Origin of the sequence: Citrobacter telavivensis (assembly GCA_009363175.1) — a bacterium.
In the GTDB taxonomy this organism is placed as follows: domain Bacteria; phylum Pseudomonadota; class Gammaproteobacteria; order Enterobacterales; family Enterobacteriaceae; genus Citrobacter_A; species Citrobacter_A telavivensis.
In genome coordinates this window covers 4,310,037-4,334,644 of sequence record CP045205.1, presented here as the reverse complement: position 1 = coordinate 4,334,644, position 24,608 = coordinate 4,310,037, and the positions used below count along the sequence as shown (strand labels likewise).

The window sequence follows — 24,608 nt, the reverse complement described above, 5'->3', positions numbered from 1 at the left end:
GACGCTATCAGAACGACTTTTTAAAGCCAATGGAGGCATTGACTGGCGCTTCCACCTGCGACTTATGCCCACCGTTGTTGAACTGCGTTCCCAGTTCGCCGTACACCTGCAGGTCGCGGTCGATGTTCCAGCTCAGACCCGCTGCCACTTCGGTACTGGAATACTGCTGCGAGGATTCCAGCGTCGTGGTCGCAACCGCATTGCTGAAGTGCGTTTTGTCTTTCGATCCCAGTCCCTGCCACAGGTTGACGCGACCATAAGGCTGAATCTTGCCGTGGCGGGTGTCATAGTCGGCCTTCAGTCGCAACCCTACGCGGGCGGTAAAGGCATCGGCGGTATCGAGTCTGACTTTCGTCTTCGTCGCACCGCCCAGCGTGCTGTCATCAAAATCGCTGTACTGATAGATCAACTGCGCCTGTGGTTCCAGACTCCACGCGCTTGCCCCTAAACGGAACGCTTTTCCGATTTCCGTCGAGGCGGTCAGCGTGTGGCCCTTCACGGTATGGGAACCATTGTTTCCGGATGCTGACAGGCGAGCATCATGGTTTCCGTATTGCAGGACGTTATCAATGTACATGCCATTAGTGGAGAACCAGGTGGCATAACCGCCCAGGTAAAACGCGTTGTCGTCAATATTACCGCCTTTACCCGCGCTGCCCGCCTTACTGCCTTTGACGCTGCTGTCGATATCCAGAATGCTGGTGTACACACCGGCTTTCCAACTGGCATCCGCGTAGAGGTCAACCCCCGCCTGAATCCCCATCGTGTGGCTGGTGGTTTGCGTGCCGGTGACATCGTCCAGTTTGGTTTTACCGGAGTAGCCGATCATTCTCGCCCACGCTCGGTTGTCGTCATCCAGACCCGGTCGCACATCATCCCCCATTCGCTGGTGCATGTTACCTAACAGGCTCAGGTCACCCTGACGCACCACGCTGGCGAGACCCGAGTAGAGCATGGTTTCCGGACGATATGCGCTGCGCAGATACCAGTTTTCGCCCTGTCCCTTCGTGTTGCCGGCGTACAGCTGGTATTCAAACGCCCCGGCGGACATACGGTGACTGGCCAGATGGAAACCGTCGCGGGTCGATTGCGCCGTGGTGGTGGCACCGTTCTTCGCCGTCACCACTTCGATCCCGTCACCTACCGTCGGTGCGCCCAATCCGGAACCGTCCACCTTCAGCAGCGTGCTGCCGCTCACCTTACCGCCATCGATCACCAGTCGATCCGCAATGCCCTGACCGCTGTTGCTCTGCGCGGCGGCTAATTCAAGCGTCCCGTTTTTGCCGCTGTAATCGCCTTTTACCGTTAACGCGGAGCCAACCGCCACGCCCGTCAGCGACACGTTGCCGCTGTTGGTTAATCCGGCGACCGTCTGGTCGTACCCTTGCGTTTTCAGCGCGGTGTCGCTTGCCACATAGTGATGAGACGCGGCGCTCAGCGTATTGGCGCCACCGGCTTGCAGAACGCCACTGGCGACAAGCGTTGCCCCTTTGTAGCTATTCGTTCCTTCCAGCGTGGTGGTGCCGCTGCCGGTCTGGTGGAACTGTCCTTCGCCGCTGATGTTGCCACTCAGGGTGTAGCTGTTGCAGCGTTTCACATTCAGTATGCCGTCAGCGATGATATCGCCCTGTACGCTGCCGATCTCACCGCCGTTACCCAACTGCAACGTTCCCTGCACGACGTGGGTACCGCCGGTGTAGGAGGTGTCCAGCGTGAGCATCAGCGTGCCCTGACCCGTTTTTGTTAACTGACCGCTGCCTTCAACGTCGGTCAACAGCGCGACGTTGAAGCCGTTGGTGTCGAAGGTCCCGCCGCCGGATTCCAGCGTCACCTGACGCGCGGTATTAAACGCATCGCCATATTTCAGCGTGCCGCCATTAAAGGCGATCCCGGTATTGGCAGCGCCGAGGTTTTTATCGCCGGAAACCTGCAGTGTCCCTGCCGTAATGGTCGTGCCGCCGCCGTAAAGGTTATCGCCGGTCAGGATCAGCGTACCAAGATCGCTCTTATTGATGCCGCCAGTGCCGCGGATCTGGCTGTCGATGGTGGCGGTATAGCCTGCGCCATCGACGGTGCCGTCGCCGACGCGAATCAGCGTATTGGCGGTGTCGGTGGTGATGGCATCACCCGCCACGCGATAGCCATCGGTGGCAAACTGCGCGCCGCTGATGATCACATCGCTCAGGCTGTTATCCACGGTGACGTTGCCTGCCTCCCCCTGGAAGACGGCAAAAGCGGCATCGGTGAACGGGGCGTTCAGGGCGCCTTCCGGCGTGGATTCATCGGTGGTCCAGTTGTCGTTGCCATGGCTGGATTGCCAGATACCATCGCCGCCGTTGATCACGCCGTTGTTTTTCAGTTCGCCGTTTTCACCGCCGGTGCCGTCCCAGAAACGCAGGGTCAGACCGCCGTGATTCACCAGGTTGACCTGATTTTTCACCGACGTCTGCACGTACAAACTGTCCGCCGCCGCCGGGGCGTTGGCAATGTCCATTACGTTGTTGGTCAGCGCGCCGGAGTAGTTAATGACGCGATAAACACCGACATCGAAACTGCCGCCGGGTGAGGTTGCAATGTTGAGCTTGCCGTCGAGCACCAGATCGCCGTTGACGTTAATCAGGTCGTTGAAGGCGCCGCCTGGGGTGTACGCCTGACCAAACTGATAGTCCAGTTGCGACAGGTCATTCAGGGTCAGCGAACCGGTGGTCAGTTTGCCGACGCTGTTGATCGTGGAACCGGCTGTAATATGGCCGTTATCCGCCACGTTCACCGCGCCGCCAATAATGCCGTTACCGCCGAGCGTCGCACCCGTTTTGACCGTTACGTCACCGGTCGCCGCCGCCTGGTTACCGTTGACCAGCAGTACCCCTTCATCGACCGATGTGGTGCCGGTGTAAGTGTTGTCGCCCGTTACGGTCAGCGTCCCGTCACCGATTTTCACCAGGTTGCCGTGGTCACCGCTGATGATGCCGCTGATGGTGTCATCCAGCGCCAGATTGCCGAGGGAGAGGGTTTTATCGCCCAGTTCAACGTTACCCGCGCCGGAAAGCGAACCGATAGCGGTCGCGCTGTCGACGTGGCTGACATCGACGTTGCCGCCGGACTGGTTTTTCACCGTGGTCATTTGTGCCAGCGCGCGACCGGCAAAGGACATCAGTCCGTGGTTGGTCACGGTTGCATTACCGCCGCTGGCATTCTCTTCCAGCGCCAGCGTACTCTCTTCAGACACGTTAATGGTCGACTGTCCTGCCGTTGCATTGTCTGCGATCAGCGCCTTTGCTTTGCCATTCAGATTCAGCGTCGCACCTGCCGCAGTGACCGTGTCTTTCAGCGTTAACAGGCTGTTGGTAATATCCAGCGTCAGCGATTGCAGGCTGGTTGCTGCGCCGCTGACGTTCAGCGTTGCGCCTTTCGTCACGCTCACCGTGCTGCTGGCATTGCTGCCAAATACGCCGGTCTGGCTGGCATTCACCGTGACGTTATGAGTCTCACCGGTACCTTCAATCAGCGTCGTGCCCTGGTAGCTGTTGGCCCGATCGAGCGACAGCGTGCTGGCCGCATCACGGGTACTACTGGTGACTTTCAGGTTGCCTGCACCGACTATCTCGCCGACAGGGGAGAAGTGATGCGAATTCAGATCGAACACGGCAGCCGCGCCAGAGGTGCCCAGGGTGAGGGTGCGCTGGGTGGTGAAATCTGCGCCCAGCTGTAACGTTGAACCGTTGTTGATGGTGACGCCGGTCCCGGTCTGGCCCAGGTTGTTATCCGCCGAGATTTGCAGCGTACCGCCGTCAATGCGCGTGCCGCCACGATACGTGTTGTCACCGCTCAGAATCAGACGGCCCTGGTCGGTCTTGACCAGCACCAGACTATCCGCACTGTCACCTTCGCGGATCGTTGATTCGATCGTCGCGGTAAAGTTTGCACCCGCACCGCCAGAACCGACGCGCAGCATCAGCTCATCGCTGCCCGCAGTGGTCGCCCACGCGTTCAGCGCGTCGCCTTTGATGATATAGCCGTCCGCGTCAAACTGTGCGCCGGAGAACTGAACGTTACCCGCACTCCTGTCGACCTCGACCGTGCCGGCGTTGCCGGTAAAGACGGCGAAGGCTTTTTGCGCCCACGGTGCGTTGCCGATTCCGTCCTGTTGCGTCCAGTTGTTATCGCCCTGGCTTCCGATCGCCATCCATTTGCCATCGCCACCGTCGATTTTTCCGTTGCCTTCAATCCCGGTTTTACCGTGGTTTTCACCCGTCTGCGCGCCGTCCCAGAACTGCAGCGTGACGCCGTTGGCATTGACCAGGTTGACCTGTTTATCCAGCACCGTCTGGACAAAAATGTTGCTCTTATCCTGACCCGCCGGGACGTCGCCAAGCTCCAGCGTCTGGTTGTCGAGCGTGCCGCCATAGTTATAGAGACGGTAGACGCCCGGTCCAAACGTGCCGCCAGCGCTTTGGCTGACGTTCAGCGTCCCGTCAAGCAGCAGATTGCCGGCAACATCGACCAGATCGTTTTGTGCGCCGCCAGGCACGAAGGCCTGCCCCAGCTCAAATGCAGAGGTGGTTTTGTTGCCCAGTTGCAGGCTTCCGTTGATCTTCAGCGTACCCGCGCCGCCGTCGCCTGCGCTGAGCGTGGTGGCATCATTCATCACGACGTCGCCGCCGAGGGTTCCGGTGCCACCCAGTGTTGCAATGCCATTCACGGTTGTCATGCCCGTTGCGGCTGACTGATTACCGTTGATCAACAGCGTGCCGTTGTCGACGGTGGTCTCCCCTTTATAGCGGTTGGCGCCGGTTAAACGCGTAATGCCTTTACCGATTTGTTCCAGCGCGCCGATACCGGAAATCACCCCGTTAAGCAGAACGTTGTTACTGCGGTTAACGGTCAGAATACCGTCATCAACGATCTGCGAAACCGGGTTGATACCGCCCGTCGTGCCTCCCTGACCCAGATGTAATACACCGCCCTGATTGATGGTGGTCGAACCGCTGTAGCTGTTGTCGGTGGTGAAAACCGTCGTGCCGCCCGTTGCGCGGACAAAGTTGCCGCTACCGCTGATAGTCCCCTGATAAATCTGGCTGTCGGCACCAGTGCCCTGGGTATCAAAGATGATATTGCTGGCGTTGCCGCTGGTGGTGATGTTGTAGTTGCCAATGGTTGCGCTGGTATTACTCACGTCCCGATGGTCACCTGTGCGCAGCGTCGCACCGTTGTTAACGGCGAGGGTGCCGTCGGTCAGCGTCAGACTTTCAACGATACGCATATCCGCCTGCGCGCCCGTCAGCGTTAACGTATTCCAGCCGCTGCCGATGTTGGTTCCCAGGCTGAGGTCATCCGCCAGCAGCGAACCGACATTACCCGTGGTATTCGTGAAGGTGAGGGCGTTGCCCGTCCCGGCGAGCGTGGTGATGTGACGCGTGTTCGTCAGCGATACATTACCGATGTTGGCCTTGTTGTTGGTTGTCCCCGCGAAGTTCACCTCTCCGGCAAACGTTCCGCTGTTCCAGATAAAGCGGTCGCTACCGGCACCGGTATTGATGACGCCGCGCGTATTGCCGCCGCTGATGTTGATGGTGTCGTTGCCGTTGCCGGACTGAATCGCGACGGCCTGGTCTGTAGCGGCGAGGATCGTCCCGGTATTGGTGATAGTTTTGCCGTTGTTACCGCTGGCATCCACCACCGGACCGTTCAGGCTGTTGGAGGTGATGTTGCCGCTGTTGGTAAGGGTGGAAACGTCTTTTGCCAGAATCGCCGAACCGCCCGTCGCGTCCTGAACGGTGATATTGGCGCGGGTGGTCAGACTGCCGTTGGTACGAGCATCGATCCCGTTCCCTGTGGCATCGTCGTTGTCGTTGTGCACCAGTACCGTGTAACCGGTGCCGATAGTCAAATCGCCGGTAGCGTTGTCGCCGTTCTCCTTCATGAAGGCAAAGCCTGAACCAGAGCCGGTGACGTTGAGCATATTGTTGGCGCCATCTTTCACGTTCAGCGCCACGCTGGTGCGGATCCCTGGGCCGTTGTTGGCGTTAATCGTGACGTCGTTTAGCGTGATATCCGAGCTTTCGGCATGGTTCTGAATCCCTGCGCCGCTGCCCAATGCGCTGATGGTGACGCCTTTGGCCGTCAGCGATCCGGCCCCCGCTTCAAGACGAATACCGTCCGCCGTGCCGTTGGTCGTAATGGTATCGGCTAAGCCACCGCTTCCCGCAGTCATATTCAGCGTTGCGCCATTGGTCAGCAGCACGCCAGCAGTGCCGTCATCGACCTCTATTGCACCCAGCTTTTTGATTTGTGCGTCTTTACCGGAGGCGCGAACGCCAATCCCGTTGCTGACGTGCAATACCTGGGAGGCGTTGTTGCTCAACCGTCCCCCTTCCTGCACGTCGACGCCGATACTGTTTTTACTGGCGAGATCGATAACCGCGTCCTGTTGCAGAACGATATTGCCCAGATTTTTCGCCACATAGGCGATGACGTTCAGCCCATCCACGGCGGATCGAATGGTGGCACTGGTGTTGAGAACGGTCTCGACGGGGGCGTTCTGTTTGCTACCGTTCAACTGATGCGCCTGCCCATCGACAATCCCGGCGGTGGTGTTTGAGCCGGTCAGTTCGATAAGGGTCTTATCGCTGATGGTACCTGCTGCGCCCCCTTCCAGCAGCAGGGCAGCAGCCCCGTTACCGCTAACGGTGAACGTCGCTTCACCCGTATCTACGGTGCTGCCTGTACCGGTTGCATAGACGCCAATGGATTTTTCACCGGTTAAGGTCATCTTGAGTGTAGACGACTGATTATTCTCCGGATTGATCGTATCGCCGGCAAAGTTTGCACCGTTAGCAATGCGGAACAGCGTCGTGCGCGCCTGGCCGTTGTCATTCATATCGGCTTTGCCGATATTGGCGGTCGCACCGTTGCCGTACAGGTAGTAGCCAATTTGATCGCTATTTTTGAACAACGGACTGCTGGTGCTGTTAATGTTTGCCACCGCATTATCGCGGACGTGAACGCCAATATTGCCGATGGCTTCCAGCGTGATCGTGGAAAGCACATCGACGACAGCCTGAGAAGTCGTACTCCCCTCAGCCCAGATCGCATAGTTACGGTTCGACGTGCCGCCGTCGCCTGCAACCGTGATTGTTCCCGTATCGCTGGACGTGACATGCGCGTTCTTCGAGCTGGCGGTCAGATGGATACCGATGTTGTTGTGGCCATTGACGTTAATCTCGCCGTCGTTGCGGATCTGCTGGCCGTTTTCGCTGCCGCTGTCGCGTACCGAAATACCGAAGTTCGGGCTGGTGCCGGACGACGAGTCACCATTGAGGGTGATTTTACCCGTGTTGATCACGTTCCCGGTGGCGTTGCCGACCAGGATCCCGGCGGCGTTACGTACCCCTTTTCCAAGGGTGATCGTTCCGTCATTGGTGACATCGCCTGAGCTTCTGGTCAGGATCCCGGCGCTGGGACTTGCGCCGCCTGCCATATTGACATCCTGCGAGAGGTCACTGGCCTTACGCCCAAGATAAATGGTGGCACCAGGAGCGTTTGCGAAGGTGGCATTACCAGACACTTCAACGCCGTAAGCCGTCCCCTTACCGAAAGCGTCGCCGTTACTCCGTCCCTCCACGACGTTAATCTCACCCTTGTTGGTCCCATGGGTTTCACCGGATAACTGCATACCGATAGCGAGCGTCAGAGAACTGTTGGGTTTATCCGTAGACCACGGATCGGCTGCCGCCGCAGTCCCGTAGTTGTTGGTCGTAATCGCCTGGTTAATCGTCCCTTCGTTTACCACGGTGCTGTTTCCCAGCCCCTGCATGCCGTAGGCGCCGTAACTGTTTACGTTCTGATTACCATCTTTATCGATAAACAATCCGGAATTGATCGTGCCACGGTTCGTGGCACTGGCGTCACTGGCCAGCATGCCAATCGCCAGCCCCTGCCCGGTAGAGGTCCGCAGAACGTTCAGTGCACCCTCATTGAAGATAGAACCACCGTCATCGGCCTTCATTGCCCCATTGATACTGCCATCGACAGCCAGAATTGCTCCCGGGGCCAATGTGCCGGTGGTGTTTTGTCCATTGGCGTAGATAGCATGCAGTTCCCCTGTGCCTGCCGTGGTGTTGTTGGTGTGTGCCAGCCCGTCAGTCCAGACATCGTAATCCCAGGTTAACAGGTCGGCATTGGTGCTGGAGGTCAGCAGTTGATTGATGAGACTGGCGTAGTAAGTCTGTGCGTCAGAAACTTTACTGATTGCACCAGAATCCAGCCACAGCTGGATCTGGCTGATATTTTGCCCGTCGGGTGTTTTGGCGCTCTCACTGCCAGCGCCAATCAGCCAGTTGTTGAAATTCGCCAGATCCGCCGTGTTTTTAATGGAAAAGGTGCGGTTACCTGTTTCAACAACCTTGCCTTCTTCATCGTAGCCGTAGGTCATTAAGGTAATGTCTTCGCCAAACACGGTGGTTTGTTTTGAGCCGGCGTAGGTTTTGGTCGGTACGACCGGTGCCGCACCAAACTGGATGTAGTTATCGGATTGCCAGTTGACCTTGCTGTTTGGTTCCTGTGCTTTGAGCAGAGAAGAGTCTTTTGCCAGCAGACGGATATCATTTTCTCTTACTTTCAGTGTGTTATCACCAATGTTGAGATTGGCGGTTGCGCCATTTTTGGCAAGGGCAAAGCCAAACTGCTTATAGATTTGCGACACATTGGCATCAAACGTGTTGAGCACCGCATCACCAATCTGCGAGACGCTAATGAAACTTGCCAGGCTTGCGGTATCAAACACCTTCAGGGTTGAGGTTTTTTCTGGATCGGCCGGGTCAATCACCTGAAATTCCACGCTTTGCTGTGGGGTAGACGACTGTGTATGACTGAGGTATTCCGCCAGTTCCTCAATGGTGGTGATAGATTTTTGCTCGTTGGTGAGGCTGGTGGCGGTGAGCGTAATTTTGCCGCTTTCCAGCAGATCCCGGATGGTGGACGACTCCACAATGCCGGTCTGTCCGTAGGCGATGTTGGGGATCGCGCCGGTAACATTCAGTTCGCTGCCGCCGGTGTGGTTTTCATATAAAAAACCGTAGTTGAAGACGTCCTGATGGACGCCGGCGGAGATGCCATCCTGGTAATCCACGGCGATATCGCGAGTACCATCGGTCACGATCGGCGCAGCGACGGCTGTGAGCGAAACGCCAGCGAATAAACCGGCAACGATCTGCAGTCCGGTTTTACGTGAGCGACTTTTTTTCTTCCCCTTTGATAATTCGGAGGCGACAACCCAAAGCCCGAGTGCCGCATTCCATATAATATTGTAAACCTTATTCATAATAACCTCGTCTGCATTTCTGTTTTTTTGTTGGTTGGTGCGCTACGCTTGTGGTTAGGGTTGGCTCACGATGAGTGCTGCCTGGGTTGTCAAATTTTGGGAAAAGGAGACCCTTCCGCAGGGCGGAATAATTCTTAGTGATTGAACGCGCCTTAAATAATCGTCATTCGTCCGTGTCTTATTTCCTCGGTTGATGGTTAACGATAATGGAAAAGCCTGTATTTCAGATGGGTGTTGCTGTGACCCAGTTTTTTGGCAATATTGCTTTTATAAGTACCGATTGTTTTTTCGCTTTTATGTGCAATATTGGCGATTCTGGTCAGCGACCAGCCCCGGGAATACATCATCATGACGTTAAATTCATTAATGCTCATGGCATTGTCCAGCGGACGGCTCACGTTCGTGTTCTTGCTGCTAATGAGGTGAATCACCCGGCGGTGCAGTGCGTCAAGGCTCAACGCGTGGTCGAGAAAATGCATCTGCATGCCGCAAATAGCCTGGAACACCGCAAAGGTTTCGGCATCCGTCAGCACGAAAAGCATCAATGATGAACGCGAGGAGAGACGGCGAATGATGCTGGCGTATTTCAGAATATCTGTCCGTTCGGGATGAATGATGAGGTAATCATTATTCTGGACCGAAGGAATAGAGGAGGGCGGTAAGTGGGTTGCGTAATACTGCATGCCATAATAGATTGATGTCCCGCGCAGGATATTTTTCATGCCAAGCCAGGTGTAATAATTGTCACCGAAGAAAATAGCTTTTGACATAAAATTCTCCTTGAATTGGCTATAGCATCCTGCCCCTCTTGACATTAAAGAAAAGGGTTTATTCCCTTGTCCGGGAATCAGTTTAAATTCACATTTTTTATTGGGATTATTCTCAATTGAAATATTACGCTTTGTTAAAATTTAAGATAAATCGTTTATTTCGACTTCGGGAGAATGATTGATAGTTTTCACTTATTGATTGATGTAAACAGGAGGGAAAATAATGAGGAATATGCGGGGTTGTCTTAAAAAATAACGGAAACAAAAGAGGAGGGAAGGTGCGCTGTCAGGTGGGGTGGGATAAGCGTGACGATCCAGAGTATCGTGCGTTAAGAATATTCCTGGTTAATGTTGCAATGGAGAAGTTCAGATAGGTGGTAACGGTTGAATATTTTACATTTATTGGTTGATTGTTTTGGTAAATTACTTTTAATGTGAAATTAAATTTCTAAATTATCGTGATTATCATGATTAAGCTTTGTTTTTGATTATTTGTGCTGAGCAGGCAGGCCTTAACCCGCCAACAGATCCTGCTCAACGTGTTTGACCTGATTCTCCAGCGTGTCGCGCAGCTCAGCCAGTGCACGCTCCTGCTCCGAAAAGTACGCCTCTTTATCGCGAAGCGATGTCGCCAGACGCCAGGCATTTTCCGCTTCCAGCTCGGCTATCTCTTTCAGCAGCGCGTCAATCTGGATCCGCAACTGTTGGATTTTCTGCCGCAGATGGTCGAGATTGTTCAGCCGATCGCTGGCCATCATCGGCTCAAGACCGCTTTGTAGCTGGGTGAGCAGGGCACGAATGGCCGCCAGATCGGCGTTTTGTCGTGCCAGATTAAGCTGCACCATCATCTGATGCGCTTTTTCTTTCAGTTCGTCGGCGACAACGTCCGGATGACACAGACGGCTGGCCTGACGCCACAGGCGCTTAAGTTCATTGCGCTCGTCTGCGGAAAGACGTTGATCGCGTGCGAAGCGGTGCTGGGCATCCTGCTGCTGTTCCTGATATTCCTCATATTCATGCGCCGCTTCTTCCTGCGCCTGCCGCGTGTCACTGTCGTCCTGGCGGGAAAAATCGGCTTCCAGTTCACGGATCTCGGCGAGCAGATCGGTAATCAGCTCCGTTTGCTGCTGGATGCGCTGACGAATGTCGACCGCAGAACGAGAGGTCGAGTCCATGCCCATCCACTGCTGCTTGAGCTGTGCTAACCGATCGATTGCCAGCGAGATGTACTGCTGACAGGAGAGGTAATCTTTCTCGCGGCGTCTGCGCTCCGCTTCTTGTCGGCGCTGGGCGCTAGCCGCGAGCTGTTTACGCAGCTCCAGAATACGGCTCATTAACGGCCCGAGGCGCAAATGATACTGGTCGTTGAATTCATCCAGAATCTGAATACGGGTATTGCGGGTGTCGATCAGCTCGCGCAACTGACTTTCCAGCGCTTTAAGCTCCAGTTTGCTGGCAGCAATCGCCGGATCCTGCCAGCTGGTTATTGCGCGCTGATTTTGCAACCAGGTGGCAATTTCACGCATTGCATCACTGAATCGGCGCGTCTCGATAGCCTGGGCAATTGCCGTTATTACGGGATCGCCAGATTCCCGCTGCAGATGCACAAGCTGCTGCTGGATTATCTCTTCATCCTCAAGTTCGATGGCGCTTTTAATGATTTCGAGTCGTTTGATGATTTTATTCATGACACCGTTGCCTGGCGTGACCGACACATGAATGACAATATTTAGGTTAAGTCATTCGTTTGAAAAATATAAAAAAAGTGCAAATCGCATTCTGTGGCCTGCGGGGCCTGTTCGTCCAGAATAATTCGCAGAAATTATCGTTCATCTACCATTTTCGTTTGAGCTCTCACAATTCGAACCTCTGTTTCATTAAGGGTATTTTTTGTGCGAAATACGCTTGCTTCGAAAAAGAGAATAAGTATAGTTCTCATTCTCTTTATTGTTTAATGCGTATCTTTTTTTGGTAAGGAACCCAGGAATGAAAAAAAACATAACCGCCCTGGCAGTGCTGATCGCGGCGGCATTAAGCGGTTGCGCGGCCACAACGCCCGCCACCACGGCGACAAATACCGTTGAAAAAGTGGAGACGCCAGCAGTGGCGACCGATACGTTAAAACGCGCTCTGGCGGATGGCCTGTATGAGATGGCGTTAAATCCAGCCGGGGACGCGCTGTATGTCGCCAGTGCCGAAGGTTTTAAAGATGTTCAGGGCGGGGTGGTCTATAAACTGGATGCCAAAACGCTTAAGACAATCGGGCGCAGCCATACGGATCTGAAAAACTTTGGCATGGCCATTTCACCAGACGGCAAAACGGTGTACGTCACCAACTCGCTGGACGGTGGCCTGAGCGCGTTGAATACCGCGGACGGCAAAGTCAAAAATCGCGTCCTGTTCCCGGAGCGGAACCCGGAAGGTTTCCCGTATGGCGCCCGTCAGGTGCTGCTGCATAACGGTCTGCTGTATATCGGCGCGGTCGCCGATCCCGCAGTGATCTGGGTGGTCGATGCCGAAACGCTGAAGCTGAAAACGCGCATCAAAAACACCGGTAAATGGATGACCGGTCTGCACTACTCCGAAACGACTCAGCGCATCTACGCCGCGAATGGCGGTGGCGAGATCCTGGTCATCAACCCGCGTAACCAGCGCGTTGAAAAACGCTGGAAGCCGCTGGGCGACAAACCGGCGCTGCTGTTGAATATGGCGGAAGATCCGCAAACCGGGCGTCTGTTCGTGACCGACAATTCCAAAGCGAAAACCACGCTGGTGCTCGATATCCACACCGGCAAGGTGCTGAAACAACTGGAAGTGGGTGACTCGCTATCCGTTAAATTCAACGCCAAACGCCACGAGATTTACATCACCCAGCGTGATTCCGGGAAACTGCTTAGCCTCAACGCGACCGATTACAGCGTGAAGAAAAGCTGGGATCTGCCGCCGAATCCAAACAGCCTGCTGCTCTCAGCTGATGGTCAGACGCTGTATGTCACTGTGAAACAGAAATTTAATAAAGATCACTCAACCGATGCGCCGGACAGCGTCGTACGTATTGAGCTGAATAAATAATAAAAACCAGCCGGGGGACGCCTGTCGCCCCCCGGCACATTGACTCCTTTTGATGGCATTCACATGAACAACACCAAAACAATTCTGGCGCTGACGATTGGCGCGATCTCTGGCACGGCCTGGGCGGCGGACACCGCGAAAAAAGCGGAAGAGACCATCGTGGTCCAGGCGACAACCAATAATGATTTCAAACCGGGTGGCGACACGCTGCTACCCGCGTTTCTCGACGGGCAGGTTGCCAACGGCGGTAGGCTGGGGATGCTAGGCCAACAGAGCGCGATGGATGTGCCCTTCAACGTCATCAGCTACACCTCTAAACTGGTTGAAGATCAGCAGGCAAAAACCATCGCCGATGTCGTAGCAAACGATGCGGGCGTGCAGTATGTCCAGGGCTACGGCAACAGTGCGGAAAGTTTCCGTATCCGCGGCCTGAAGTTTGATGGCGATGACATGACCTTTGGCGGCCTTTCCGGCATCTTACCGCGTCAGGTGGTGGATGCGCAGATGGTGGATCGCATCGAAATCTTCAAAGGGGCAAACGCCCTGATGAACGGTGCTGCAAGCTCCGCCGTCGGTGGGATGATCAACCTTGAACCGAAACATGCAGGCGATATCCCGCAGGCCAAAGTGGGCGTGGATTACACCTCAGATTCACAGATTGGCACCACGCTGGATGCCGGTCGTCGCTTTGGCGACAACGACCAGTTTGGCGCACGGGTGAATCTGGTCCACCGTGAAGGCGAAACCCGAATTCAGGACGATCGCCGCCGTACTACGCTGCTCTCCACCGGTCTGGACTACAAAGGCGATAACTTCCGCACCTCGCTGGACGTGGGTTATCAGAAGAAAACCTTCCACGGCAGCCCAACCAGCGTCAACATTTCTGCGGTCGATTTCATCCCGACGCCGCCGAAAAATGACCGCAACTTCTCGCAGAAGTGGGCGTACAGCGATATCGAAAACGAGTTCGGTATGTGGCGTAGTGAATACGACATCACCGACAACTGGACTGCCTATACCGGTCTTGGCGCTCAGCACGCGCACGAGGAAGGTCTCTACAGCGCGCCGAAACTGCTGGATAAGAGCGGTACGGCCACTGCCAGCCGTCTTGATACTAACCGTATCAGCGACACGGTGAGCGGCATGGCGGGGATTCGCGGCAACTTCGATACTGGCTTTGTCTCGCACAAAGTGAACGTCGGCTACTCGGCGCAAAGCAAAAACGAAAAAATCGCGTGGAAGATGTCCAAAGCGGCGGATAACCCGTATACCAACATCTACCATAACAGCGGCGTTGATGCGCCAGCCAGTACCAACTCAAACGGCAAGGGCGGCAACTATAGCGATCCACTGACCAGCGGACGTACCCGCACTCAGGGCTGGTTGCTAAGTGATACGTTGGGCGTGCTGGATGACACACTGCTGTTTACCGTCGGGGCACGCCATCAGAAAGTGGTCATCCGGGGTTATGACAAAGTCACCGGCGCGGAAAATGTCGCCGACGGTTTCGACGGTAGCCGCTGGATGCCTACTTACGGTGTCGTCTACAAACCGTGGGAGGAGATCGCTTTCTACGCCAACCACACCGAAGCGCTGCAGCCGGGTAAAACGGCGCCCAACACCGCAACCAACTATGGCCAGAGCACCGGTATCGTCCATTCTAAACAAAATGAAGTGGGCGTGAAGGCGGACTTCGGGCGCGTAGGCGGCTCGCTGGCGCTGTTTGAGATCAAGATGCCTTCGGCGATCCTTGACAGTGAAACCAAACATTATGGTCTGGATGCTGAACAGCGTAACCGTGGCGTTGAGCTGAATGTCTTCGGCGAACCAATGCTGGGAATGCGTCTGAACGCCAGCGCCACCTGGCTGCAGGCGGAGATGACCAAAACCAACAATGGCCTGAATCAGGGCAACGATGTTATCGGCGTGCCGAACTTTTACGCCGTGCTGGGCGCCGAGTATGACATCAAACCGATTGAGGGGCTGACCGCCACGGCTCGCGTGAACCACTCTGGTTCTCAGTATGCAGACCTGGCCAATACCAAAAAGCTCGACAGCTTCACCACTCTGGATCTGGGCATGCGTTATCGCTTCGCGCTTAACCAGAACCAAAATCAGATGACCGTTCGCGCGGGCATCGACAACGTCACCAACGAAAACTACTGGGCCAGTGTTGATGATTCCGGCACGTACGTCACCCAGGGCGAACCGCGCACCGTTAAAGTGTCCGTTGGTTACGAGTTCTGAGTTCCACCTCGTTATCAGGGGCAAGGATGCCCCATCCATTCCCACGCCTTTAACTTGCTACCTCCAGCATGAAGTGTTAAAACGTGCCCCTTCTAAAAAAGAGACAGGGGTAGGACGTGAGAGACGCGTCATCCGCTTCAGGCAACGGTCGTTCTGAAGCGTCGTCGGAACAGACTCCGACGCTGCAACGTGGTTTGCAAAATCGACATATCCAGTTAATCGCCCTCGGCGGCGCAATTGGTACCGGGCTGTTTTTGGGTATCGGTCCGGCGATTCAGATGGCGGGTCCGGCAGTACTGCTGGGTTATGGCATCGCCGGGGTTATTGCCTTTCTGATCATGCGCCAGCTCGGCGAAATGGTCGTCGAAGAGCCGGTATCGGGCTCTTTCGCTCACTTTGCCTATAAATACTGGGGGCCGTTTGCGGGCTTCCTGTCAGGCTGGAACTACTGGGTGATGTTTGTGCTGGTCGGGATGGCTGAACTGACGGCCGCCGGTATCTATATGCAGTACTGGTTACCCGACGTTCCCACCTGGGTCTGGGCCGCGGCCTTCTTTATTATCATTAACGCCGTCAATCTGGTGAACGTCCGTCTGTACGGCGAAACTGAATTCTGGTTTGCGCTCATTAAAGTACTGGCGATTATCGGCATGATCGGCTTTGGCCTGTGGCTGCTGTTCTCGGGTCACGGCGGCGAGCGGGCGACCATCGACAACCTGTGGCAGCACGGCGGTTTTCTGGCGACGGGCTGGAAGGGGCTGATTCTGTCGCTGGCGGTCATTATGTTCTCTTTTGGCGGGCTGGAGCTTATCGGGATCACTGCGGCAGAAGCCCGTGATCCGCATAAAAGCATCCCCAAAGCCGTCAATCAGGTGGTGTACCGTATTTTGCTGTTTTACATCGGTTCGCTGGTGGTTCTGCTGGCGCTCTATCCGTGGGTGGAAGTGAAATCCGACAGTAGCCCGTTTGTGATGATTTTCCACGATCTGAACAGCAACGTGGTGGCTTCAGCACTGAACTTCGTGATTCTGGTGGCATCTCTGTCTGTTTATAACAGTGGCGTTTATTCCAACAGTCGTATGCTGTTTGGTCTGTCAGTTCAGGGCAACGCCCCGAAATTTCTGACCCGCGTCAGCCGTCGTGGCGTGCCGGTGAACTCACTGCTGCTCTCGGGCGCTATCACTTCGCTGGTGGTGCTGATTAACTACCTGCTGCCGAAAGAGGCTTTTGGCCTGCTGATGGCACTGGTGGTGGCAACGCTGCTGCTGAACTGGATCATGATCTGTCTGGCGCATCTTCGTTTTCGTGCTGCGATGCGTCGCAAAGGGCGCGACACCCAGTTCAAGGCGTTGCTCTATCCGGCGGGGAACTACATCTGTATTGCCTTCCTGGCGATGATCCTCGTGCTGATGTGCACTATCGACGACATGCGTCTGTCAGCCATGCTGCTGCCGGTGTGGGTCATCTTCCTGTTTGTGGCGTTTAAGCTCTCCCGCAAAAAGTAACCCTGTTGATGCCCGGTGGCGCTTTGCTTGCCGGGCAGACAAAACTGTTACCCGCCACCACCGCTCTCCACCTTTATCGTGACCCTTCTCTCAATTCTGTTTCGATCCACAGGATCTTTATTTTGTAATCGATTACTTTTCATCTGATGGCAATTTGTAATCGATTACTTTTTAAAGGGCGAGGCTCAAAATGGTGTCAACAACGGAAAGTAGTGGAAAGGCGATAGGGCAGCACCGGCTGCTGGTACCCCGACTGTCGCTGATGATGTTCTTACAGTTTTTTATCTGGGGAAGCTGGTCGGTGACGCTTGGTCTGGTCATGACGCAGCACGACATGTCTTTACTGATTGGCGATGCGTTTTCCGCAGGGCCGATCGCCTCTATTCTTTCACCGTTTGTGCTCGGTATGCTGGTGGATCGCTTCTTTGCCTCGCAAAAGGTGATGGCGGTGATGCATCTGGCCGGGGCGGTGATTCTGTGGTTTGTGCCGGGGGCATTGATTGCCCAAAACGGTGCGCTGCTGATTGGCCTGCTGTTCGGCTATACGCTGTGCTATATGCCAACGCTGGCGCTGACCAATAACATCGCGTTTCACAGCCTGACGAATGTCGATAAAACCTTCCCGGTGGTGCGCGTGTTCGGCACGATCGGCTGGATCGTGGCGGGGATTTTTATCGGCGTCACCGGCGTTGCGTCCAGCATTACCATCTTCCAGGTGGCGGCGGTCAGTTCCGTGATACTGGCGTTGTATAGTCTGACGCTGCCGCATACGCCAGCCCCTGCGAAGGGACTGCCGGTACAGGTGCGCGATCTGTTCTGCGCCGATGCGTTTGCGCTGCTCAAAACGCGCCACTTCTTTATCTTTTCGCTTTGCGCGATGTTGATCTCGGTACCGCTCGGCACCTATTACGCTTACACCGCCTCTTATCTGGCGGATGCCGGTATTGCGGATGTTAGCACCGCCATGTCGTTCGGGCAGATGTCAGAAATCGTCTTCATGTTGGTGATCCCGCTGCTGTTCCGCCGCCTGGGCGTGAAATACATGCTGCTGATCGGCATGCTGGCGTGGTTCGTTCGCTATGCGTTTTTTGCGCTTGGCGTGAGTGAAGAGGGGCGTTTCCTGCTGTATCTCGGCATTCTGCTGCACGGTGTGTGCTATGACTTTTTCTTTGTTGTCGGCTTTATCTACACCGACCGCGTGGCGGGTGAAAAGGTAAAAGGCCAGGCGCAGAGCATGATCGTGATGTTTACCTACGGTATTGGGATGCTGCTGGGCTCGCAGATCTCCGGCGCGCTGTATAACCGGTTGGTTGCCGGACAAACCGTGCCGCAGGCATGGGTGACATTCTGGTGGATCCCGGCGGTGGCGGCCGCGGTGATTGCCCTGATTTTCCTGTTCTCGTTCAAGTATGACGATGACAAGGCGTAATTTTCTGGAGGTGGTATGAGGACGATTAAAGGGCCGGGTATTTTTCTGTCGCAGTTTATCGGGGAGCAAGCGCCGTTTAACTCGCTGGAGGGGCTGGCAGGTTGGGCGGCCGGCAAGGGCTATAAAGCGGTGCAGATCCCCTGCCATCAGCCGCAGATTTTCGATCTGGCAAAGGCGGCGCAGAGTCAGGCCTATTGCGACGACATAAGCGGTAAGCTGGCGGAGCACGGTCTGGTCATCAGCGAACTATCGACCCATCTGGAAGGGCAACTGATGGCGGTAAACCCGGTTTACAGCGACGCCTTCGACCACTTTGCGCCAGCGGCGGTGCGTGGCAACGATGTGGCACGCCGGGCGTGGGCCGCGAAGACGCTGAAACAGGCGGCGGCCGCATCGGCAAAGCTGGGGCTCCGCGCGCATGCTACGTTTTCCGGTTCGCTGGCCTGGCCGTTTTTCTACCCGTGGCCACCACACAATGAAGCGCGTTTTCAGGAAGCATTCAGCGAACTGGCAAACCGCTGGCGACCGATTCTGGATACCTTCGATGCGCACGGGGTGGACGTCTGTTTTGAGCTGCATCCTGGTGAGGATTTGCACGATGGCGTCACGTTCGAACGTTTCTTGCATCTTCTGGACAACCATCCGCGCTGCAACATTCTTTATGATCCCAGCCATATGCTGTTGCAACAGATGGATTACCTGGCCTTTATCGACATCTACCATTCGCGTATCAAAGCGTTTCACGTGAAGGATGCGGAGTTCCGGGCGAACGGGCGCAGTGGGGTATACGGCGGCTATCAGTCGTGGATCAACCGGGCAGGGCGATTTCGCTCGCTGGGGGATGGGCAGATCGACTTCAACGGTATTTTTAGCAAGCTGACGCAGTATGACTTTGACGGCTGGGCGGTGCTGGAGTGGGAGTGTTGCCTGAAAGACAGTGATACCGGGGCCAGCGAAGGCAGCGAATTTATCCGCCGCCATATCATTCCGGTCTCCGGACGGGCGTTTGATGATTTTGCCGCCGGGGGTGCCAATGATTAACGTCGGCATTATTGGCAGCGGATTTATCGGTCCAGCGCATATCGACGCGCTGCGCCGACTCGGGTTTGTGCAGGTGGTAGCGCTGTGCGACGGCAGTCTTTCCCAGGCCCAGGAAAAAGCACTGGCGCTGAACGTGCCGTATGCCTACGGCAGCGTTGAGGAACTGCTTGCGCATCCGAATCTGCAGGTGGTGCATAACTGCACGCCAAACCATCTGCATGCGCAGATCAACCGGCAGATAGTGCAGGCAGGCAAGCATGTCTTCTCTGAAAAGCCATTGTGCATGACGCCAGAAGAGGCGCGCGAACTGGTGGCGCTGGCGGAAGAGGCTGGCGTGGTACATGGCGTCAGCTTTGTCTATCGCCAGTTTGCCATGGTGCGCCAGGCGGCCAGCATGATGCACGCAGGAAGCATCGGGCGACTGTTTGCTACTCATGGCAGCTATCTGCAGGACTGGATGTTGCTGGAAACCGACTACAACTGGCGCGTGGACGCCGCACTCGGCGGGGCGTCGCGCGCGGTGGCGGACATTGGTTCCCACTGGTGTGACACGGTGCAGTTTGTTACCGGACGACGCATCACGGAGGTGATGGCCGATCTCGCGATTGTCTGGCCGACGCGCAAGGAGAACGTCGCGGGTAACCAGACCTTTGCTCACGACCCGAACGCCCGGTATGAAGATAAACCGGTGAACACGGAAGATTTCGGCTCGGTGCTGTTCCGCTTTGACGATGGCAGCAAGGGCAGTTTTCGCGTCTCACAGGTGAGCGCCGGGCGTAAAAATCGCCTGACGTTTGAAATCAACGGCAGCGAGCGGTCCGTGGCGTGGGATCAGGAGGTACCGCAGCAGTTGTGGGTGGGGCATCGCGCGCAGGCGAATCAGATCCTGACCGATGATCCTGCACTGATGAACCGTGATGTCGCCGACAGCGCCCATTTCCCCGGTGGGCATATTGAAGGCTGGCCTGATGCCTTCAAAAATATGATGGCGCAGTTCTACCGGGCCGTTCAGGCAGGCGAAATGGCGAAAACGCCGCAGTTTGCCACCTTCCACGACGGTGCGGATGTGATGTATATCATTGATGCGATAGTGAAAAGCCATCAGCAGCAGCGCTGGGTGCGCATTGAGCGATGACGCGTTGCCCGGTTCGCCGGGCAACAAATTTATGATAGCCTGCATAAAACGCTAACCGCAGGATGTGTCGTCGTTATGTCTATTCAGAAAATCGCTCAGTTGGCCGGGGTTTCGGTGGCGACGGTGTCGCGTGTGTTGAACAACAGCGACAGTGTGAAAGCGAAAAACCGTGAGCGGGTTTTGCAGGCAATCAAGGAGAGTAACTACCAGCCCAATCTGCTGGCACGTCAACTTCGCACCGCGCGTAGCCATATGATTCTGGTGATGGTGTCCAACATCGCCAACCCGTTCTGCGCGGAGGTGGTCAAGGGCATTGAAGCGGAGGCCGAGAAAAACGGCTACCGTATCCTGTTGTGCAATTCAGGTTCTGATATCGATCGTTCCCGCTCAGGGTTAAGCCTGCTATCGGGTAAAATCGTCGACGGTATTATCACCATGGACGCCTTCTCCCGGCTGCCGGAACTTGCCGAGTTAATCGGTAACGCTGCCTGGGTTCAGTGTGCGGAGTATGCCGATGCAGGGAGCGTTTCCTGTGTCGGGATCAACGATGTGGACGCGTCGCAGTATGTGGTGAGTCAGCTCGCCGACAGCGGGCGTACGCGGATTGCCTTGATTAATCACGACTTAAGCTACAAATATGCCCGTCTGCGCGAGCGCGGTTATAAGAGCGTGATTCATCTGCGCGAGCTGGATTATCAGGCGGTGGAATATGCCAGCGACCTCAGCTCAGCGGCCGGAATGGCGGCGATGCAAAAGCTGCTGAAGGAGAACCCGCCGGATGCGGTGTTTGCCGTTTCCGATACGCTGGCGGCAGGGGCGTTGCGCGCTATTGAGCAGGCGGGACTCCGCGTACCGCAGGATATTGCCGTGGTTGGGTTTGACGGCACTGAACTGTCTGAGATGGTGTCGCTTACCACTATTGAACAGCCGTCGCGGGAGATTGGCCGCAAAGCGGTCACCTTACTGCTCAACAAAATTGATAATCCGGATGCCCCAACGGAAAGGGTCATGATGGACTGGCGCTTTATTTCGCGCGCCAGTACCTGATCTATTGGGTGAAGGCTCCCGCCAGCGAGCGAATGTCATTGCCGGTGGGCGACTGGTGAATACGTAAGCCGAACTCTTCCACCACCGCAAAAATATGGTCGAAAATATCGGCTTGAATACTTTCATATTCCAGCCAGACGACGGTATTGGTAAAGGCGTAAATTTCGATGGGCAGACCGTGATCGTCCGGTGCCAGTTGACGCACCATTAAGGTCATATCTTGACGAATGCGCGGATGGTTGCGCAGATATTCGTTCAGGTAGGCGCGGAAAGTCCCGATATTGGTCATCCGGCGATGGTTTAATACCGATTCTGGCGCATCCAGTTGTTGATTCCATTCGTCGATTTCCTGATGGCGCGTATCCAGATAAGGCTTCAGCAGGCGCGCTTTATACAGTCGCTGCTTTTCATCATCATCCAGAAAATGAATGCTGGTGGCGTCAATACTGATGCTACGTTTAATACGCCGACCGCCGGAGGCCGACATGCCGCTCCAGTTTTTAAAGGAATCAGAAACCAGTGACCAGGTGGGAATGGTGGTGATGGTATTGTCCCAGTTGCGGACTTTCACCGTTGTCAGACCAATATCAATCACCGCGCCGTCAGCGCCGTATTTCGGCATCTCCAGCCAGTCACCCAGTTTCAGCATGTCGTTAGCGGAAAGCTGAATACCGGCAACCAGCCCAAGAATCGGGTCTTTAAATACTAACATCAGCACGGCCGCCATCGCGCCCAGACCGCTAATCAGAATCGCCGGGGACTGACCCATTAACAGCGAGATCACCAGAATGCCAACGATAATCGCGCTAATCAGTTTAATACCCTGAAATATGCCTTTGAGCGGAAGCTGAGAGGCTGCTGGGAATTTTTGCGCCAGATTTAAGATGACATCCAGTAATGAAAACAGCGACAGCAGGGCATACATCATGATCCACAATTGCGCGCAGGTGGTCAGAATTTCTGCCGCTTCACTGCCTTTTTGCAACCATAGCGCCGCCTGAATATTGACGATAATCCCCTGCAGGGTAAACGCCAGACGATGGAATAACTTGTTCTGGGTAATTATTTGTAGCCACAGACGGGAACTGGCGATGGCACGTTTTTCGAATGTGCGCAGTACCACCCAGTGCAAAATAATATGCACAATGACGGCGGTGAGAAAAATAATACCGAAAATCACCACCAGCGAGGTGGTGTGATTCATTTCAATACCCGCTAAATCTTCAACCTGGGTAATTAATTCCTGCATAATTTCTCCTTTATAAAACAGCGGTCAATGATGACCGCTGAGGGGAAATTATGCAAATGCAGGGCGCTGGGTGAATTACACCTCTGTCAGCGTGGTTTCCAGCGGCAGGCGAGATTTTGGCAGCGAGGCGTTGAAATCTTCGACGCTGTGATGACCCACAGGAACCACGACCACACTGGTGAAGCCTTTTTCTTTCAGGCCAAATTCCGCATCGAGTATGGCGGCGTCGAACCCTTCGATCGGTACCGCGTCCAGACCCAGTGCGCCAACACCTAACAGGAAGTTACCGACGTTCAGATAAACCTGTTTTGCCATCCAGTGCGCATCATCTTTCAGGTCTTTACGGTGCATGTCGGCAAAGAATGTCCGACCTTTGTGGTTGGCGGCTTTCGCTTCGGCAGAGGCAAAACGACCATCGGCCTCTTCCTGATCGACTACACGCTCCAGCCACGCATCGTCCATCGCCGTTTTAGCGCAGAACACCACAACGTGCGAGGCATCGAGCATTTTACGCTCGTTGAAGACATAGCTACCGGTGGCAGATTTTGCCACGCGCGCTTTGCCTTCCTCGGTGCTGGCAACGATAAAGTGCCACGGCTGAGAGTTAGTGCTGGACGGACTGAACTGCAGCAGCGTTTTGATTTTTTCTGCTTCTTCAGCGGTCAGTTTTTTACTAGGGTCGAATGCCTTGGTGGAGTGACGCTTTAAGGCCACTGAAACGATATCCATAACTACTCCCGGTTGGTTTTAATACCCGCAGGTTACAAGGTTCTCTGGAAGATGATAAGAGAGAAAATGCGAAAACAGTTATCGGCTTTCGCGACCAATCAGGCAGGGCGGATCCGTTTTTGGTCGCGTTTGGCCAGGCCATCGACCACTAAATTCCACGAATCATTAACCAGTTCGTCCAGTAATGACTCACTGATATCATCGCCGGGGGCGACGGAAATCCAGTGCTTTTTGTTCATATGGTAACCGGGGGTAATGCTGGGGTAAATTTGCTGATTTAGCAGCGATTTCTCCGGATCGGCTTTCAGATTAATCACCGCGCGGCGGTTAAATTCGGTAACGATCATAAAGATCTTGCCGCCGACTTTAAACACGTCGTACTCCGGACCGAACGGCCAGCAGTGTTCGGTAAACGGAAACGCCAGCGCCAGACGGCGCGCGCATTCGTACAGCGTTTTTTCATCCATTATGCTTCCTCACGGGTGAGGGCGCGCCACATCGCTTCAAAGCCCAGGGAGATAAATTCGCTGGCGCGAGCCGGTTCGCGAGCGGCAAATTCCATTGTCGTTTCTGCCAGCGTTAAAAATAGCGCATCGCCGAAGGCGCGATAATCATCGGACATAAAGACCGGCAGCACCGAACGGTGGCAGAGATCGCGTAGCTCAGGAAACAGATCGTCGGCTTTCTGTTCCGTCTCTTTGGTGATTTTTTCGCTGACCGCTAACTGGCGAATGGCGCGATGCCCCAGCGTATGGTTGAGACCCCAACTGATATAGTTGCTCCAGATGTAAAAGGTCAGCACTTTGGTATCCGTCAGTGAACGATCGAGGTTCTCGATCAGCGACTGGCAAAGACCTTGTTTAAGATGAAGATAAAGTTCGTTGATTAACTCGTCTTTTGTCGCGAAATAGCGAAACAACGTTCCTTCTGCCACGCCTGCGTTGCGGGCTATCACAGCGGTCGATGCCGCGATCCCGGATTGCGCAATGGCCGTGGTTGCAGCCTCCAGTAATGCCTGTTTTTTGTCTTCACTCTTCGGACGAGCCACTACACTTTACCCTT

14 protein-coding genes are annotated in these 24,608 nt (G+C 55.1%); 7 read left to right on the top strand and 7 right to left on the bottom strand.

Translation table 11 applies throughout. The features are described from left to right. Positions 1 to 7: 7 nt before the first annotated feature. From GBC03_23200 to GBC03_23190, 3 genes are all read right to left on the bottom strand, one after another. Positions 8 to 9,322 carry an autotransporter outer membrane beta-barrel domain-containing protein gene (locus tag GBC03_23200; GenBank protein ID QFS72903.1) on the bottom strand — a complete coding sequence of 3,105 codons (9,315 nt, stop codon included), beginning with the start codon at positions 9,320 to 9,322 and terminating at the stop codon, positions 8 to 10. Between the two features lie 197 nt (positions 9,323 to 9,519). After that, positions 9,520 to 10,092 carry a DNA-binding response regulator gene (locus tag GBC03_23195; GenBank protein ID QFS72902.1) on the bottom strand — a complete coding sequence of 191 codons (573 nt, stop codon included), beginning with the start codon at positions 10,090 to 10,092 and terminating at the stop codon, positions 9,520 to 9,522. A 512-nt stretch (positions 10,093 to 10,604) separates the two neighbouring features. Continuing rightward, complete coding sequence (locus GBC03_23190) at positions 10,605 to 11,780, bottom strand: DNA repair protein (GenBank protein ID QFS72901.1); 1,176 nt, start codon at positions 11,778 to 11,780, stop codon at positions 10,605 to 10,607. A 298-nt stretch (positions 11,781 to 12,078) separates the two neighbouring features. On the opposite strand from GBC03_23190, the gene GBC03_23185 reads away from it, so the two are divergent. From GBC03_23185 to GBC03_23155, 7 genes are all read left to right on the top strand, one after another. After that, positions 12,079 to 13,164 carry a hypothetical protein gene (locus GBC03_23185; protein ID QFS72900.1) on the top strand — a complete coding sequence of 362 codons (1,086 nt, stop codon included), beginning with the start codon at positions 12,079 to 12,081 and terminating at the stop codon, positions 13,162 to 13,164. A gap of 63 nt (positions 13,165 to 13,227) precedes the next feature. Then, entirely contained in the window at positions 13,228 to 15,411 is a 2,184-nt protein-coding gene (locus tag GBC03_23180; protein QFS72899.1) for a TonB-dependent siderophore receptor, read from the top strand. Positions 15,412 to 15,527: 116 nt separating this feature from the next. Then, entirely contained in the window at positions 15,528 to 16,916 is a 1,389-nt protein-coding gene (gene pheP / locus GBC03_23175; protein QFS72898.1) for a phenylalanine transporter, read from the top strand. A gap of 190 nt (positions 16,917 to 17,106) precedes the next feature. Further along, positions 17,107 to 18,345, top strand: a complete 1,239-nt coding sequence (locus GBC03_23170; GenBank protein QFS72897.1) for an MFS transporter — start codon at positions 17,107 to 17,109, stop codon at positions 18,343 to 18,345. 15 nt (positions 18,346 to 18,360) lie between these two features. Further along, the gene (locus GBC03_23165) at positions 18,361 to 19,386 is read left to right on the top strand and encodes a TIM barrel protein (GenBank protein QFS72896.1); all 1,026 of its coding nucleotides are present in this window, start codon (positions 18,361 to 18,363) and stop codon (positions 19,384 to 19,386) included. Beyond that, complete coding sequence (locus tag GBC03_23160) at positions 19,379 to 20,521, top strand: gfo/Idh/MocA family oxidoreductase (GenBank protein QFS72895.1); 1,143 nt, start codon at positions 19,379 to 19,381, stop codon at positions 20,519 to 20,521. Before GBC03_23165 ends, GBC03_23160 begins: the two co-directional genes overlap by 8 nt. Before the next feature lie 75 nt (positions 20,522 to 20,596). Further along, entirely contained in the window at positions 20,597 to 21,568 is a 972-nt protein-coding gene (locus GBC03_23155; GenBank protein QFS72894.1) for a LacI family DNA-binding transcriptional regulator, read from the top strand. Between the two features lies 1 nt (position 21,569). Here the strand turns inward: GBC03_23155 and GBC03_23150 are convergent, their stop codons facing one another. The 4 genes from GBC03_23150 to GBC03_23135 all read right to left on the bottom strand — a co-directional run bounded on the left by GBC03_23150 (position 21,570) and on the right by GBC03_23135 (position 24,594). Then, entirely contained in the window at positions 21,570 to 22,817 is a 1,248-nt protein-coding gene (locus GBC03_23150; GenBank protein QFS72893.1) for a mechanosensitive ion channel, read from the bottom strand. A gap of 75 nt (positions 22,818 to 22,892) precedes the next feature. Next, positions 22,893 to 23,546, bottom strand: a complete 654-nt coding sequence (gene nfsB, locus GBC03_23145) for an oxygen-insensitive NAD(P)H nitroreductase (protein QFS72892.1) — start codon at positions 23,544 to 23,546, stop codon at positions 22,893 to 22,895. A gap of 98 nt (positions 23,547 to 23,644) precedes the next feature. After that, entirely contained in the window at positions 23,645 to 24,013 is a 369-nt protein-coding gene (locus GBC03_23140) for an MmcQ/YjbR family DNA-binding protein (protein QFS72891.1), read from the bottom strand. Beyond that, positions 24,013 to 24,594 (bottom strand): TetR family transcriptional regulator, encoded by a 582-nt coding sequence (locus GBC03_23135; protein QFS72890.1) that lies wholly within the window; start codon positions 24,592 to 24,594, stop codon positions 24,013 to 24,015. The genes GBC03_23140 and GBC03_23135 overlap by 1 nt, the downstream gene beginning before the upstream one ends. Positions 24,595 to 24,608 lie beyond the last annotated feature (14 nt).